This window comes from Mycolicibacterium palauense, assembly GCF_002592005.1.
GTDB lineage: Bacteria > Actinomycetota > Actinomycetes > Mycobacteriales > Mycobacteriaceae > Mycobacterium > Mycobacterium palauense.
Genome location: NZ_NVQF01000022.1, coordinates 1 through 15,385, shown reverse-complemented (window position 1 = coordinate 15,385; position 15,385 = coordinate 1). Strand labels below are relative to the sequence as shown.

12 protein-coding genes are annotated in these 15,385 nt (G+C 66.9%); 3 read left to right on the top strand and 9 right to left on the bottom strand.

Features of this window, described 5'->3' with window-relative positions; all coding sequences use genetic code 11:
• Positions 1–79: 79 nt before the first annotated feature.
• The gene (locus CSR00_RS11195) at positions 80–463 is read right to left on the bottom strand and encodes a hypothetical protein (protein WP_099022479.1); all 384 of its coding nucleotides are present in this window, start codon (positions 461–463) and stop codon (positions 80–82) included.
• Positions 460–1,116 carry a hypothetical protein gene (locus CSR00_RS11190; protein ID WP_099022527.1) on the bottom strand — a complete coding sequence of 219 codons (657 nt, stop codon included), beginning with the start codon at positions 1,114–1,116 and terminating at the stop codon, positions 460–462. The genes CSR00_RS11195 and CSR00_RS11190 overlap by 4 nt, the downstream gene beginning before the upstream one ends.
• Positions 1,117–1,516: 400 nt before the next feature.
• On the opposite strand from CSR00_RS11190, the gene CSR00_RS11185 reads away from it, so the two are divergent.
• The 3 genes from CSR00_RS11185 to CSR00_RS11175 all read left to right on the top strand — a co-directional run bounded on the left by CSR00_RS11185 (position 1,517) and on the right by CSR00_RS11175 (position 5,264).
• Positions 1,517–2,578: a ketopantoate reductase family protein gene (locus CSR00_RS11185; RefSeq protein ID WP_099022478.1), complete on the top strand. Its 1,062-nt coding sequence runs from the start codon at positions 1,517–1,519 to the stop codon at positions 2,576–2,578.
• Between the two features lie 134 nt (positions 2,579–2,712).
• Entirely contained in the window at positions 2,713–3,405 is a 693-nt protein-coding gene (locus CSR00_RS11180) for a haloacid dehalogenase type II (RefSeq protein WP_099022477.1), read from the top strand.
• Positions 3,406–3,611: 206 nt separating this feature from the next.
• Complete coding sequence (locus tag CSR00_RS11175; RefSeq protein WP_099022476.1) at positions 3,612–5,264, top strand: acyl-CoA synthetase; 1,653 nt, start codon at positions 3,612–3,614, stop codon at positions 5,262–5,264.
• Positions 5,265–5,343: 79 nt separating this feature from the next.
• Here the strand turns inward: CSR00_RS11175 and CSR00_RS11170 are convergent, their stop codons facing one another.
• The 7 genes from CSR00_RS11170 to CSR00_RS11140 all read right to left on the bottom strand — a co-directional run bounded on the left by CSR00_RS11170 (position 5,344) and on the right by CSR00_RS11140 (position 15,241).
• Complete coding sequence (locus CSR00_RS11170) at positions 5,344–6,258, bottom strand: CobW family GTP-binding protein (protein WP_176562015.1); 915 nt, start codon at positions 6,256–6,258, stop codon at positions 5,344–5,346.
• An 11-nt stretch (positions 6,259–6,269) separates the two neighbouring features.
• Positions 6,270–7,931 (bottom strand): amidohydrolase, encoded by a 1,662-nt coding sequence (locus CSR00_RS11165; protein ID WP_099022474.1) that lies wholly within the window; start codon positions 7,929–7,931, stop codon positions 6,270–6,272.
• On the bottom strand, positions 7,928–9,553 hold the full coding sequence (locus CSR00_RS11160) for an MFS transporter (protein WP_176562014.1): 1,626 nt from the start codon (positions 9,551–9,553) through the stop codon (positions 7,928–7,930). Before CSR00_RS11160 ends, CSR00_RS11165 begins: the two co-directional genes overlap by 4 nt.
• Positions 9,540–9,788, bottom strand: a complete 249-nt coding sequence (locus CSR00_RS11155; protein WP_141564333.1) for a hypothetical protein — start codon at positions 9,786–9,788, stop codon at positions 9,540–9,542. Before CSR00_RS11155 ends, CSR00_RS11160 begins: the two co-directional genes overlap by 14 nt.
• Positions 9,789–10,206: 418 nt before the next feature.
• The gene (locus tag CSR00_RS11150; RefSeq protein ID WP_099022471.1) at positions 10,207–11,145 is read right to left on the bottom strand and encodes a LysR family transcriptional regulator; all 939 of its coding nucleotides are present in this window, start codon (positions 11,143–11,145) and stop codon (positions 10,207–10,209) included.
• Positions 11,146–11,345: 200 nt separating this feature from the next.
• Complete coding sequence (locus CSR00_RS30640; RefSeq protein WP_176562013.1) at positions 11,346–13,778, bottom strand: DUF1214 domain-containing protein; 2,433 nt, start codon at positions 13,776–13,778, stop codon at positions 11,346–11,348.
• Between the two features lie 872 nt (positions 13,779–14,650).
• Entirely contained in the window at positions 14,651–15,241 is a 591-nt protein-coding gene (locus CSR00_RS11140; RefSeq protein WP_176562012.1) for a hypothetical protein, read from the bottom strand.
• Positions 15,242–15,385: the final 144 nt, after the last annotated feature.

The window sequence follows — 15,385 nt, the reverse complement described above, 5'->3', positions numbered from 1 at the left end:
TGACCCGGTTCCGCTGTTCGTCCCGTGCGCCGCTGTGGTGAATCCCCTGCGCCGCAGCCTGACCGACTCCTGACTATCGTTACGTGCCGGTGGCCTCGGCCACACCCGTGCCCGGTTCGCGTCGGACCAGTTCGACGGCGTCACCCACATCGACGGTGACCGGGTCGTCTTCGGGCGGGGCCACGAAGGCGATCCGGTGCAGACCGTAGAAGTCGTCGGTCACGACGAAAGTGTGCGCGCGGGCGAACAACCGGTGCACGTCGAACACCCGCACCAGCAGCTTGTCGCGGTTCAGCCGGCCCAGTTCCAGGCCGGATTCGGGATCGGTGATCACCGGGCCCGTGGGCGAGCTGACGGCGAAGACCATGCCCGTCGCCACCCCGGCTTCGGCGCCCCTGTTGATCACCAGGGTGTAGTCGTCCTCGATGAGCGCGACCTGCCCGGTGATGGTCTCAGCGGTCACGAGGCCGCCAGCGAATTACTTTCCCGCAGCATCGATGTGGATCCTGCGCGGATCCGCGGCCGCGGGCTGTACTCAGCGGTGGTTAGCGGCAGGTCGATCGCCTCGGCGGTGTCCTGTTCGGTTCCCAGCGTGAGCTCGACGGCGGTCTTGGCCTGGAACAGGGCGATCATCGCCTGCTGGTGATGCTCGGTCCCGAAGGAGCCGAGGGCCAGCGCGAGTTTCTTGTCGACGTAGTGCACCGACCGCGCCAGCTCCGAAGGGGCCGGTTCGGATGCGTTGGCCGGTGACGTCGCCGCCGGCCGGGCCGCGCCGGCGCCCTGCCCGCTATACCAGCGGTGCCCGAGGGCTCCCAGAATGCTGGCACACACCGGGATCACCACGACTATGCAGGTCAAACCCCAGGAATTCTCCAGCGAGATCGCACCGACGACACCGACGAGCATGAGGACACCCGCGGCCACGAACAGTTTCACCGCCGGCGGAACATCCTCGACGGTGCGCCAGGCCGCGACGATGCCGCGGGCCGTGTACCGGGCCACCTCGGCGACGAAGCCGGAGACGACCGTCACCGCCTTGCCCAGGCCCGCCACCGCGATGCGCGCAAGACGACCCGCCTCGTCGGCGTGCCGACGGGTGATCGGCGACTTCGGCATGGTCCACACCTTCTGCTGTGGCGACGCAGGTGCGGGCGCCGCCGCTGCATCCGCCGCCGCGGCCGGTTGCACCGGCGGCGGGGCAACCTGGGGCTCGGCAGCGGTGGACGCGTCGGTCTGCCCGTCGGGAGCCTCGACCGCCGCCTTTTCGCGAGTCACATTCGTATCAACAGCCACATGAGTATCATCCCCCGACGCGGCCCTGATCGCGGGCCTGGCACGCCGAGGACACGGGGCTGGGGCCGAAAAATTCAGGATCCGAGCCGACGTTGGCCGTACCTGGACGAGGTGAACCGGCTGGCCGATCTGGTGCTGTGAGACACCTGGGAACGCCCGCAGCCAGGAATGCGCCGCACTGTCACCCCGGTTGCACGTCGTGACTCAACGGAAGGAGCGGCGGGTGCCTACCGGAAACGACTACCGATACGTGGTGATCGGCGCCGGCGCAATCGGCGGCTGTCTGGGCGGGGTGTTGGCGCGCGCCGGCGTGCGCGTGGTGCTGGTGGCGCGGGGCCGAAACGCCGAGGCCCTGGCCGCTGACGGGCTGACCCTGCGCACCCCGGACGGCACCTTCCGCGCACCCATCCAGACGGTGTCCAGCCCGGAGGATCTGCGCCTGACCGACCGTGACGTGTTGGTATTCGCCACCAAGACCCAACAACTCGACGCCGCACTGGAGCAGTGGGTCGATCACCCGGTGCATCTCCCGGATGGCACGGTGACCACCGCCGGCGAACGCCTGCCCGTACTGACCGCACTCAACGGCGTGGTCGCCGAGGAGAAGGCACTGCGGTACTTCGCGCGGGTGTTCGGTGTCTGCGTCTGGTGCCCCGCGGTCCACCTGGACCCCGGTGAGGTGATCGTGCGGTCGTGGCCGGTTGTGGGCCAGTTCCACATTGCGCGCTGGCCGGCCTCGATCCACACCGCGGCCGACGGCGAGTTCCTGGCCGAGCTGGCCGCGACGTGGACGGCGGCGGGGATCGGGGTGCGCACACCCGGGGACGTCGCGCCGTGGAAGTACAACAAGCTGCTGATGAACCTGGGGAACGCCATCGACGCCCTGGCGCGGCGCGACGCCGACGTGGGCCAGGTGGTGGGCGCGGCGATCGCCGAGGGCAGCGACGTGCTGCGCCGCGCGGGGATCGACTTCGTGCCGTTCGAGACGTCGGACGCCGTCCGCTCCGACGGACCGCACCCGCGCCCGGTGCCCGGGTTCGAGGACGCACCGAATAACTCCACCTCCCAGTCGCTGAGCCGCAACACCGGCAACGTCGAGACCGACTACCTCAACGGCGAGATCGTGCGACTCGCGCACCGGCACGGCATCGCGGCGCCGGTCAACGCCGCGTTGACCCGTGCTGCGCGTGCCGCCTCGCGCGACGGTCAGGGAACCGGGCAGTATTCGCCGGAGCAGCTCGCCGAGTTGGTGGGTCTGGACCCCGTTGCGGCGCAGCGGGGTTAGATGCTTACTTACCGCGGTGATCACACGTTCTTGGGCTGCTCGAGCACGAAGGGACGGTTGGCGCACGGGGCAGTCAGGCGCGATTCCCATCGCGTGACTCTCGGCCCCCGTTGTGCCGGCGGTACCGTTGAATCATGGCCACCAGGGCACTCGCTTTTGACGTCTTCGGCACGCTGGTGGACTGGCGTTCCGGCATTGCCCGCGCGTTCGCCGAGGCGGGCGCCCCGGCCGACGCCGCAGCACTGGCCGACTCGTGGCGCGCAAAGTACCGACCGATCCTCGCCGAGGTCAACGAGCACCGACGGCCCTGGGCCAACTTCGACGATCTGCACATGGTGACGCTCAACGAAGTCCTCGCCGAGAAGGACCTGGATCTGTCCAGGTCGGCGCGGAGTCAACTCGTACGCGCATGGCACACGTTGGAGCCCTGGCCGGATGTGCGTTGTGGGCTGGAATCACTGCGTCGCACGCATGTCATATCGATGTTGTCCAACGGCCATATCGCTCTGCTCATCGACCTGGCACGCCACGGCGATCTGCGCTTCGACTGTGTGCTGTCGGCCGAGCTGGCCAACGCGTACAAGCCTGCGCCGCAGGCCTATCTGACCGCCGCGAAGCTGCTGGAGGTCAAACCCGCTGAGCTGATGTTGGTCGCCGCCCACCCGTGGGACCTCGACGGCGCCCGCGCGGCGGGCCTGCAGACCGCGTTCGTCCGTCGCCCCCTGGAGTACGGTTCCGGCGCGCCCGCATCCGAAGACCCCGACGCGGACCTCACCGCCGAAACGCTCGACGAACTGGCGGGGCTGCTGTCGGCCTCGACACGCTGACCGCGCGGGCCTGGTGGCCCGCTCTTCGCTTCGCTCCGATCGCCCCGCAGAGCGTGCTTCGAGCCGGGGACGCGGCGGTGTCCGGCGGTCATCAAGAAGGCTGACAATCACTGGCGCGACCTGCCCTAACGGGGGATCGTGGATTCGGCACCACGACCGATCTCGGCTGTTACCGTGGATCGAGGCGTGATGCTGAGGGGGCCACGATGTCCGACCTGGTGACCGCTCTTCGACAGAGGCTGACGCATCTGAGCGAGTCGGGGCGCGCGGCGAAACGACTCTTCGACACCGGTGTTCTGGACGTCGCAGACCTGCCCGGCACCCTGCGGGGCGCCAAGCTGGTCCGGGTCTACGGACCGCAGGCGACCATGGCCATCCAGGGCGGGCGCCGGTTTCCCGACCTGCCGGCGGTCGCCGACGAGCGCGGCACCTTGACCTACGGGCAGGTCGACGACCAGTCCTGGGCGCTGGCGCACGGTCTGCGGTCCCTGGGTGTGGTGGAGGGTTCGGTGGTCGGGCTGCTGTGCCGCGACCACCGCGGCCTGCTCATCGCGATGGCCGCGTGCGGCAAGCTGGGCGCGCGGATGGTGCTGATGAACACCGGGTTCGCCAAGCCGCAGTTCGCCCAGGTCTGCGAGCGCGAGAAGGTCACCGTGGTGCTGCACGACAGCGAGTTCATCGGGCTGCTCGACGCGCTGCCCCCCGACCTACCCCGCATCCTGACCTGGGTGGACGCCGACGCGGCGCTCCCCGAGGGGGCGCAGACCCTCGACGAGATCATCGCGACCAACTCCACCGAGCCGCTGCCGGCGCCCAGCAGGCCCGGCGGCTCGGTCATCCTCACCAGCGGCACCACCGGGCTGCCCAAGGGGGCACCGCGCGACACCGTGTCCCCGCTGGCGACCGCCCAGATCGTCGACCGGATCCCCTTCCCCCGCAAGGGCACGATCGTCATCGTCTCGCCGATCTTCCACAGCACCGGCTGGGCCACCTACACCGTCGGCGCCGCGCTGGGCAACAAGATCGTGACCGCCCGGCGGTTCAAGGCCGAGGGCACCCTGCAGCTCATCGCCGAGCACAAGGCCGACATGCTGGTGGCGGTGCCAACGATGCTGCACCGGATGGTCGAGCTGGGTCCCGACGTGATGGCCAAATACGACACGTCCTCGCTGAAGGTGATCCTGATCGCCGGCTCGGCGCTGAGCCCCGAGCTGTCCACCCGGGCCCAGGACCTCTTCGGCGACGTTCTCTACAACATGTACGGCTCCACCGAGTGCGCCGTCGCCACCGTCGCCAGCCCCGCCGAGTTGCGGGCCGCACCCGGCACCGCCGGCCGCGCCCCGATCACCTGCGAGGTGGTGCTCTACGACGAGAACGACCAGCGCATCCACGGCGTGAACCGGCGCGGGCGGATCTTCATCCGCAACGGCGCACCGTTTCAGGGGTATACCGACGGGCGCACCAAGCAGATCATCGACGGCTACATGTCCAGCGGCGACATGGGCCATTTCGACGAGAACGGGCTGCTGTTCGTCGACGGCCGCGACGACGACATGATCGTGTCCGGCGGTGAGAACGTCTTCCCGCAGGAGGTGGAGAACCTGCTCGAGGAACGCGAGGACATCGTCGAGGTGGCCGTCGTCGGTGTCGACGACGTCGAGTTCGGTAAACGCCTGCGCGCCTTCGTCGTCTCCGAGCGGGGCGCCGGGCGCGACGCCGAGGAGATCAAGCAGTACGTGAAGAACAACCTGGCCCGCCACAAGGTGCCCCGCGACGTGGTGTTCGTCGAGGACCTACCCCGCAACGCCACCGGCAAGCTGCTGCGTCGGGTGCTGGTCGAGATGGAGGTGGATACCTGACCGGTGGGGCGCGGCCCCGTCGTCAATGCGGGCCGTGAGGCAATACGCCTACCCGGCCATGAGCGGCGCAGGTGGCCGGTCAGCGGGCGGCCAGCGGCGCGAACAGCTCGTCGTGCAGTGACCCCGGGACGCCGATCACCACCAACCGAGCTCCGGCCGGCGCCGCCGCGGAATCCGCGCGGGTGAGGCGTCTGCGGGTCCCCACCACCTGCACCACCCGCACCGCGGTGGGATCGCCGGCCAGCCGCACCATCCCCTTGGCACGCAGAACCCCGTCGGGCAGCTCGTCGAGCCAGCGTTGCAGGGCCTCGGCATCGACCGGGTCGTCGGAATCGAAGCTCGCGGTGTCGAGGTCGGTGTGTCCGTCCGGGCCCGGCGGCGCCGCCCGGTCTCGGCCATGGGGCTGCAAAGGCCCCAGCAGTACATCCAGTGGCACCGCGCCGCCGGCGGTCTGCAGCATCGGAACGGCGGGCGCCAGCGCACCCACCAGCGCCCGGGCGGCACGGCGCTGGTCGGCGGTGGCCTCCTCGACCTTGTTGAGCACGAGCATGTCGGCGCTGGCGATCTGTTCGCGCACGGCTTCGCCCACGTAGCGATCCCGCGCCCGGACGGTGACGTCCACCGCATCGACCATCACCACGATGCCGTCGAGCCGCAGGCCCGGCCCACCCACCGCGCCGACGAGCCCGCGCGGCAGCGACACCCCGCTGGCCTCCACCAGGATCTGATCGGGTGGCTGATCCGACCGCAGCAATGCGGCCAGCCCCTCGCTCAGGCTGTCGCCGAGGCTGCAGCAGATGCAGCCGTTGCGCAGGCTGATCGTCTCCGCACCCGCCGACTCGATCATCGCCGCGTCGATGTCGAGGTCACCGAAGTCGTTGACCAGCACCGCGATCCGGTGACCGACCGTCCGCCGCAGGATGTGGTTGACCAGCGTCGTCTTGCCCGACCCCAACGGGCCGGCGATCACCGTCACCGGGACCGGTGCGCTCACCGGGGCACCCGCTAGGCGTTTCCGGGTGCGGGCCGAGGCACCCCACCCACGACGGTGCCCCAGATCTCGATGTCGCGCAGTTCGCTGGGATCCACCGCGAGCGGGTCTTGTTCGAGGACCGCGAAATCGGCGAACTTGCCCGGCTCGATGGATCCGATCTCGGCGTCCCACTTGTGTTGGTAGGCGCCTCCTATCGTGACGGCCTGCAACGCCTCGGGAACGCCGATCTTCTCGTACTGGCCGTAAACCCTTCCGGTGGCCGAGATCCGGTTGACCGCACACCAGGCCGAGTGCAGCCCACCCAGCGGTGTGATCGGCGCGTCGGTGTGCAGCGACAGCGGAACGCCTTCGCGCAGTGCGGTCGCCGCGGCCTCCATCCCGTCGGCGCGGTCGGGCCCGACCACCATGGACGCGTGCTGATCACCCCAGTAGTAGATGTGGTTGGAGAACACGTTGACACACATCCCCAACGCCCGCATGCGCCGGTACTGGTCGGGAGTGGAGAACTGCGAATGCTGGACCGTGTGGCGGTGGTCGAAGCGCGGTGCGGCCGTCAGCGCGTGCTCGATCGCGTCGAGGAACGCGTCCACCGCCAGCGAGCCGTTGCAGTGGCAGTGGATGATCAGGCCCGCCCGGTGGAAGGCCTCGGCGATGCGGGGCAGCTCGTGCGGATCGATGTTCCAGATCCCCTGCGGGGCCCCGTTGAAGTAGCCCGGGAAGCGGAAGCACGCGGTGAAGCCCTGCGGCGAACCGTCGATGACGAGTTTTATTCCGGGGTAGCGCAGCTTGTCGGTCTGCTGGGCGGCCAGTGCGGTGACGTATTCGGCGGCCTCGGTGGGGTCAGCCGGGCCGCCGAAGGCGGTGCAGGCCAGGATCGACACCCGCGCCGGGAAGTCGGGGTCGTTGACGACGTTCGCCCACCGCTGCGGCATCCCGGCCGTGTAGATGTTCGCCGAGGCCAGCTCGCCCAGGGCGGTCACCCCGGCGTTGCGGGCCTCGGCGGCCCAGGTGCGTATCGCCAGCTCGTCGTTGGCGGCGGTCATGAAGGTGCCCATCATGCTCGGGGCGCAGCCCATCGCGGCGACCTCCTGCAGCACACCGGTCGGCCGGCCGTCGGCGTCCTTGAGGACGCCGTCGACGTCGGTGTCCGGGCCGATCCCCTCCTGCCTCATCAGCGCCGAGTTCACCACGGCGACATGCCCGCTGGCGTGCTGGACGAAAATCGGCCGCTGGGGTGACACCCGGTCCAGATCGCGGGCGGTGAACTCCACTCCGGGGGGATAGTAGATCGGGTCCAGACCCCAGCCGATCAGCGGCTCGGCCGGGTCGGCCATCGCCTCGGAGGCCTGCTTCAGCCGGGCGATGACGGCGTCCTTGCTGCGCAGACCGGCCTGCATCGTGCCGTCGGGGGCCCGACGCTCGAACCACCCGACGTAGGGCCAGCGCCACATCGCCCCTGCGTGCACGTGGGCATGCGCCTCGACCATGCCCGGCATCAACACCTTGTCGGCGAAGGTCCCGTCCACGGTGTGCTCACCCCAGCCGGCCAGTTCGTCGACGGTCCCCACCCCGACGACGCGCCCGTCGCGCACGCCGACCGCCTCGACGCTGGGGCGATACGGATACATCGTTTCGATCCGTTTGGCGGTGTAGATGGTCAGTGCGGTGCTCATCGCATTCCCCCTTGTTGTCGCTTGGAGCCTTCCGGTGGGCCGGCACCGCGATCGCGCGCGGCGCGCAGTCCGCGTCTGAACCGCTCGACGGTGCCGCCGGCGTCCAGCGCGAACAACGTGGCGAACCCCATCAGCGCGATGAGTGCGGCGCAGACCGCCATCGTGATGTCGAACCCCTGGGTGTAGGCCTTCTCGGCGGCCTCCACGGCGGCCCTGCCGAGCGCGGTGGTGGGCTCGACCTGCTGTTGGGCGAAGCTGCGCACCTCGTCGACACCGGCCGCGACCTGCGCCGGGGAGACGATGTCGGCCTTCTGCAGCGCCCCGGCGAAGCGGGCGTGGCCGAAGGACTGCACGAAGACCACGCTGAGGGCCAGCCCGGCGGCGTAGCCGATCTGTCCCACGGTAGTGCGAAACGAGGTCACCGACCCGAGGTGCTTGGCCGGGGCCTCGGCGACGAACATGGCGGCCTGGGGTACCGAGATCAATGCCAGGCCGATCCCGACGACGATGGTGCCGGGGACCACCACCCACGCGGGCCAGGCCTGCCGGGCCACCACCATCAACAGCAGACCGAGGACACAGCACGCGAAGCCCGACCCCAGCAGCCGCCGCAGCCGGTCGCCGTGGCGTGCAAGGTAGTTGCCGACCATGACCGATGCCGCGAACAGCACGGCGAGCATGGGCAGCTGCAGCACCGTGACCGTCAGGGTGGAGCTGGCCTTGGTGAACTGCCACAGGTTGCTGGTGGAGAGCTGGACCACGGCCTGACCGAAGTTCCAGGCCACCCCAGCCAGCACCGCGGCCACGAACAGGGCGCTGGTGAACAGCCTGATCGGGAACGCCGGCGCCGCGCTGCGCACCTCGACGAGGGCGAACAGTCCGTAGCCGGCGATCCCGACGGCCACGGGGACGTAGAAGGTGGGCGAGCTCAGCGAGGCGGCCGCCCGGCTCAGGCCGTAGAGTAGCAGCACCGTCGAGACCCCGACCAGCACCAGTCCGGGATAGTCGACGGGGCCGGTGCCCGAACGCGGCATGACGGGCAGCACCCGCGGTATGAACACGACGAACAGCACTCCGAGCACCGGCACCAGCAGCATGGCCGCTCGCCAGGACACCTCGGCGATCGCCCCGCCGACCGGTGAGCCGACGATCAGCACACCGATCATGATGGCGCTCCACAGGCCGAGGGCGGCACTGGCTTTCGCCCCGGGGGTCACGAAGTGCACGTAGGCGAACGTGGCTGCCAGCGCCGCGCCGAGCCCGATGCCGGCCAGGGCCCGCCCCGCCAGGTAGACCTCGGTGACCGGAGCGACCGCGACGACGACGTCGCCGATGACCGCCAGGAGCAGGGCACCGACCAACACCCGCCGGCGCCCGAGACGGTCGGCGGCGACACCGGCGGCCAGCACCGTGGCCGCCAGCGCCAGCGTCGACACGCTGGCCCCCAGCGCCCGCTCGGCCGCGGTGAAACCCAGCGCCTTGCCCGCCTTGACGATGGCGGTATTGGCCACGGCCGGGTCGAGCAGCTGCAATCCGGCGATCACACCGAGCAGATAGATCTGGGCCCGCGGGATGGCCGCATCTTCGTCGAGCCGGTCGGACTCGGGCCTATCGGTGATCACTCGCCATATCGCTCCCGTTCAGGTCGGCCATCGCCGACGGGCGACTCAGCAGAGCCCGCTGTGGCGGGCTCGCCGAGATGCTGGGACCGCCACGCTGTGGCGACGAGGCTTCCCGGCCGCCCGCGGCCTGGCCGGCGCGGGCAAGCAGCCCCCTCACGGGGAAGATCAAAACGCCCAGCGCGGCGCCCACGGTGTAGGCGACGCTGCCTTCGGCGGCCAGCACGGCGGAGACCACGCGCGAAGCGTAACCCGGGAGGCCGGGCGCGGGCCCCGATTCTGCGGCGGACACGGCTCTGCTCGACGGGCCCGAGTCGGCGCCGTCGTGGGCTGGCACCGCGAGGTTGGGAGGGTCGGGGTCGCGATGTGGGTGGGGACGGGCAACGGCCGTTGCGCCGGTCACCATCGGGGTCTGCTTTCTCGCGTGCCCACTATCTGTTCTGGTCATCCTTCTGAGGACGGGCAGCACAGAGGGCCTTCGGCATGTTGCCACCGCGATGCGCGTACAGGGTGGCGCTCCTCAGACGCGCGGGCAGGAAGCCGACGACTAAGTGAAAACGCAGTTGCGTCCGCTACACGATCAGGTGACCGTTTGACCTTGTTCCACTGCACCAGATAACGCGCCGCGCCGCAGTGATTTACCCGCCATAGTTACTTCAGGGATGCGTTCGACGGGCCGCTGCCCATAGGTCGCCGAGTTGTTCGAACTGACCAATGGTCGGTGTGATCAGGTCGCGGACGACGTGAGCCGCGCGTGGCAGGGGCGCATTCAGACGTGTGCTGATCTGGATTGCCAGTCCGTGTTCTTCGCCTTCGATCGGCAGCCACGTGGTGGCGTTGTTGTGGTCCAGAGAGTCGGCGGGTACTCCTATTCCGAGCCCGACGCCCTGCCCGACGAGGGCGGTCAGGCTGTACAGGTTAGCGACCTCGGCGACGAGGCGGGGATGAATAATGTTGTGGTGCACGATCTCCGCTATTGTCGTGCCGGCTCGCAGCGAGATGATGCCGTGGTCGCTGAGCTGGCTCCAGCTCAGTTGTGCACTGGAGGCCAGGGCGTGCCCGGTGGGAACGCAGACCGCGACCGGAACCCTGGCCAACACTCGCCGACTGATGTCCTGGCCCTGGCCCACTTGCGGTTGGCGGCCGGGCGTGGTGATCAGAGCAAAGTCTGAAATACCTTGGCGGACTGCGTTTTCGAGTTGCTCGCGGTCCGAGGTTTCCTGGAGCGATACCTGTAGCCCCGGATTGGACTGGCGGAGCTGAGCCAGCATGGGGGCGATCGCCCCGGGCGTGAGCAGGGGTACGGCACTGATTCTGACTACACCGGTCAATGCGCTTCCCTGGTCGCCCGCGGCGTCAACGAGTTCGCGTTGGGCTTCCAGAAGATTGAGGGCGTGGGGCAGGAGCCTTTGTCCGGCCGCGGTGGGGATGACGCCGCGCGGGCTGCGGTGCAGCAGGACGACGTCGAGTTCTTCTTCGAGCGCGCGAATTTGGTCACTGAGCAAGGACTGCGCGACGTCGAGGCGGTCAGCGGCAGCCCGCAGCGAGCCCGCGCGCACGGCTTCGACGAAGTAGGCGACACGTTCGACTCGCATGAGATGAGGCTACTTTCCTGTACCCGCAGATCATCGAGGGGCGGGGCGACCGATCTGCGGTGGGGTCCCTCCGATCCCGCAGGCGCCGTGATGTCATCGGCGACGCCTGCGGAATCCGAGGATGGTGCTCGCTTACCCCTGGCCGGTCGGGAGCCGACTGACTGCCGACTGACAGACCACTGACAAACCGGGCCTACATATCAGTTGGCGGGCTTGGGCCGGGCGCCGGCGGAGGTGGCCTTGGCCGCCCTGTCCGCCTTCCTGGCCGCCGCCTTGTCCGCCCTGGCCGCCTTCTTGGCCTCCCTGTCCGCCTTCTTGGCCTCCCTGTCCGCCTTCTTGGCCGCCTTCTTGGCCGCCTTGGCCGAAGTTGCGGGTGTGTCCGTCGACGCGGCCATCTCCTCCGCAGATTCCGACGTCTCCGTCGACGCGGCCGTCTCCTCCGCAGATTCCGACGTCTCCGTCGACGCGGTCGTCTCCTCCGCAGATTCCGACGTGTCCGTCGACGCGGTCGCCTCCTCCGCAGATTCCGACGTCTCCGTCGACGCGGCCGTCTCCTCCGCAGATTCCGACGTCTCCGTCGACGCGGTCGCCTCCTCCGCAGATTCCGACGTCTCCGTCGACGCGGCCGTCTCCTCCGCAGATTCCGACGTCTCCGTCGACGCGGCCGCCTCCTCCGCAGATTCCGACGCGTCCGCCGACGCGGTCGCCTCCGCTGCACTTGCCGGCGTGACCGCTGATGCCGCACTTGGCGGTTTCAGCGAGATCGCCTCCGCGAGCACCTTAAACGCCTGTTGTCCGAGCTCGGCCAGCTGAGTTCCTACGTTTGCCCAATTCTTTGATGTCAACGGGTCGTAGCTGTGTGAATTCATCATGGCAACCGCTAGGTCGTTACGTGCATTGATGAAGCCAGCGGTGATACTGGTCGCCGGATCGGTAATCGTCTGGTTCAAGACCCGTAGCAGTCCGCCTAGACCCGCACCCGACGCGATGGCTTCGTGTACCCGTCCGATGGCCACGAGAACGGGTAACACAACGTCCCTCGCCAGCAGCGGTACATTTTGCACGAGTGCCGAGAAAGCGCCCCGTGGATTCGCGAGCATACCCTGGGCTACAGGGAGGATATGCGGGCGCAAATTGGAGTTGAAGATCCGGTCCATTACCGAAGGAACGTCTTTTTGGCTACCGAAAATCGAGTCGAACTCGTCGGCGCCCATTGCGTTCTTGATCTGATCGAACTCGAGTGTGTAGGTGACCCAGCCGATGTTGCGACTCTGATCGAGCATGTAGCCGTTTTCGAGCACTCGCAAATTGAGTTCAGCGGCACGTTGACGGGCGGTGACCACGGGGAAATCAGTTGGCAGATTACTTTTTACATCCGCAAGGTTCACCACCTGGGTCGTGATAGCGGGATAATCCGCGGTGGTGCCGCCTGGAGGCAAGTCGGCGAATCGCATATACACCTCCCCGTCGGGATGTCCGTCAGTGTTGAGCCAGTTCGCGACTCCCGGGTCCGAGCTACTGATCACGTAGTAGGTGTAACCGTCAGCGCCACGGAACGTCTGACTGGGATTAAGACTGCCCGTCTGGATCGAGGAACCCAGTGGGTTCGTCCAGACGTTGATCATCTCGGCGTTTTGGTACCCGGCCTCGACCGGGGGCACCTTGACGATAAGCGCTTGGTCGGGCAGGAGCGTGAAGTTGCCGAAGGTACTGACCTGCTGCCCTTCATTGGTGGTCCCGAGAACGGGGGGAGGCGGACCTATGGGACTGAATGTGTTGGCCGGTATCCCACCGAGATATTCCTGTTCTCCCATAACGGGACCGCTCCTGCTCACCGGACCGATCTGTTGAGCGACAACGGACAACAGAGTCGCAATTTGAGTATCCGAAAAAACAGGCGGAATGATAGGCGCCGATTCACCCGCTGGCGTAATTGTCACCGCGTTGTGTAGAACACCCCAATCGGCGGCAGTGTCCCGAATGATTACCTGGCTGATAGGAGCCCCGTCCGGATTCGAGGTATCCAGCCAGTTACCAGTCTGGGGCGTTGGGCTCATCGTGATGGTATAGCTGCCGTCGGGATTGGGCGTGAAGTCATCGAGGCCCACGGAGGGCTTGCTTACCAGCCCCGCCGATGGCGCGAACGAGAAACCCCCCGTGCCCGGAGCCGGAGTAATCTGAACCACGTATGTTGAATTCGGTTTGAGAGCTACAAAGTAGTACAGATCATCCGGATTGGTGACTTTGATCATCGGGAACTGATTGGCGCCTGGCGCGTTCAAACCGATAGGCACGACACCGCCATTCAAATTCATCGCGTTGCCCAGAACGGGACCAAGCGCGAGGCCGAGTACCGACTGCGCAAGAGTTTGGTTGAATTCCGGAATCAGTGTTTTGTCATAGGGCGTGACAAAGTCGAATGCGTTGTTTTGTACATTCACGCTGGCTTGCGCTGCAATCACCTTGGCAACAGCGGCTTGCACAAGGGGCGACGAACTCGCGGCCAGACTGACGTCCAACGTGCTGGAGATGTGGGCAGGCGCACTGGCCACCTGGCTATGAGTGAGACTCGGTGCGGCAGTCACCTGCGAGGCTGCCAATACGATCGCCAATCCACTCGCAGCCGTACTCATCGCCAGAGCGCCCCCTCGGACACACCGCCGACAACGTGAGACGGCTCGTGTTCGCGGGTGCGCTTGCGGCGCCTCCGGCGTCTGGATCGGCAATTGTGTTGCTGCCATGCGATTCTCCTTGGCGAGTCCCCGATACTGAGTCCACCCGGTGAGCGTCAGACCGCTTCTCCCCGTGTGTGGTGCACAGCACACCACCGCGGCGGGAATTTACGGAAGAAACAATTACTGCACCCTGTGTTCAGGATTGCCGAACACTCATGGCACCGAATTCGGAAAAACCTGTCGGCTCCGATCGAATCCTGCGCAGTTTCTTCCGGGGTGAGTCCTAGTCAACGTCGCAACGCTGAAGGACTGCCCGAGGGAAGCGCCAGGCGGCCTCTTCGGCGGCGCTCAATTCGCTCAAATGTTCGACTCGATTGCGTAGATTTGTTGACACCGGCGGCTGGCATCCCGGGCTAAGACCCGCCGCGGTTCAAATCCGCGGAACCCGGCCACCTTGCGGTACTCGCCTCAAGAATCACAGCAGCAACACTGCAACGCACGGGCACGTGACTCCGGAAGGAACGAGAGGGTTACCTAACCTACTTAATAACCTCAAGAACCAACTACCCAGCACCTTTACCGTGCCCCCAGTCGGACTCGAACCGACACTGTGCGGATTTTAAGTCGGATTTCCCAGCCTCAGCCCAGTAGCTGCAATGGTTCGCGGAGCCCTAGCAGGACCGCTATTCCCCTATTCCTAGCTGGGCAGATAACGGTCTAGTGGGCCAGCAGTGGCCACGCTGACCGTTTGCCCATTTCCGCAAGTTGTCGTCCAATTATGGACGCGCCGTGGACGCCGGAACGAAGCATCTTCCCCGGACGAGCCAAATTCAGTCGTCGCCATCCGCAACAACTGCCGCTTCGCCGTCATCCTCTTCCTCCTCCCAGCCTTGGAAGCTGGCCGCGAAGGCCAGCACTCGCGGCGCGAGCAGGATCATCGGCGGCGCCATATTCCGTCGAGTGAAGCCCGGTCCATTCTGGAACGCACGCTGCCCCTTCGCGCCATCGGGATACAGGGCCAAGTATTCGCGTACCGTTGCTGCGTCTTCCCCGGCGCCCGGATACAGGATCCGGTCCAACTTCTCTTGCAGCGACCCGATTAGCGGCTGGACCTTCTGGATCATGTCCAAAACGCTGGGATCAGACTTGCTGTCTTGCAACTCATTACGCTTGAGCCAGGGCTTATTCCTGGCCTCCTTGGTGAAGTCGAACATGTATTGGCTATGCATGTAAACGTTGACGGCGTTCTCACCGTGCAGACGCGCCGCGAAGTCGTACTTGAATGCGTTGATGTCACCGTGCAGCAGTGCATCACGCATTTCAAGCAGCCAACGGTAGTCAAAGGATTCCGCCTTCAAGTCGTTAAACAGGCCCAGGACTGCCTGTTCTTGCGGCGAGCGGCGGCCGAAGGTGTCACGCACCGCGCGGATCGTCTGATGAGCAATGATCAGAACTTGTGGATGACCCTCGGTGTGGGGGCGTGAAAGTGGGCGCACCTTCCCGAGGATGATCTGAAGTCCAAGGTTCTCTGATCAAGACCGGCGTTGGCGCGCTGGTTGGGAAGG

Excerpts from the sequence above, each read along its gene's own strand:
- CSR00_RS11150 (WP_099022471.1), bottom strand. The coding sequence starts at position 11,145 with ATGCGAGTCGAACGTGTCGCCTACTTCGTCGAAGCCGTGCGCGCGGGC.
- CSR00_RS11180 (WP_099022477.1), top strand. The coding sequence starts at position 2,713 with ATGGCCACCAGGGCACTCGCTTTTGACGTCTTCGGCACGCTGGTGGAC.
- CSR00_RS11190 (WP_099022527.1), bottom strand. The coding sequence starts at position 1,116 with ATGCCGAAGTCGCCGATCACCCGTCGGCACGCCGACGAGGCGGGTCGT.
- CSR00_RS11175 (WP_099022476.1), top strand. The coding sequence starts at position 3,612 with ATGTCCGACCTGGTGACCGCTCTTCGACAGAGGCTGACGCATCTGAGC.
- CSR00_RS11165 (WP_099022474.1), bottom strand. The coding sequence starts at position 7,931 with ATGAGCACCGCACTGACCATCTACACCGCCAAACGGATCGAAACGATG.
- CSR00_RS30640 (WP_176562013.1), bottom strand. The coding sequence starts at position 13,778 with ATGAGTACGGCTGCGAGTGGATTGGCGATCGTATTGGCAGCCTCGCAG.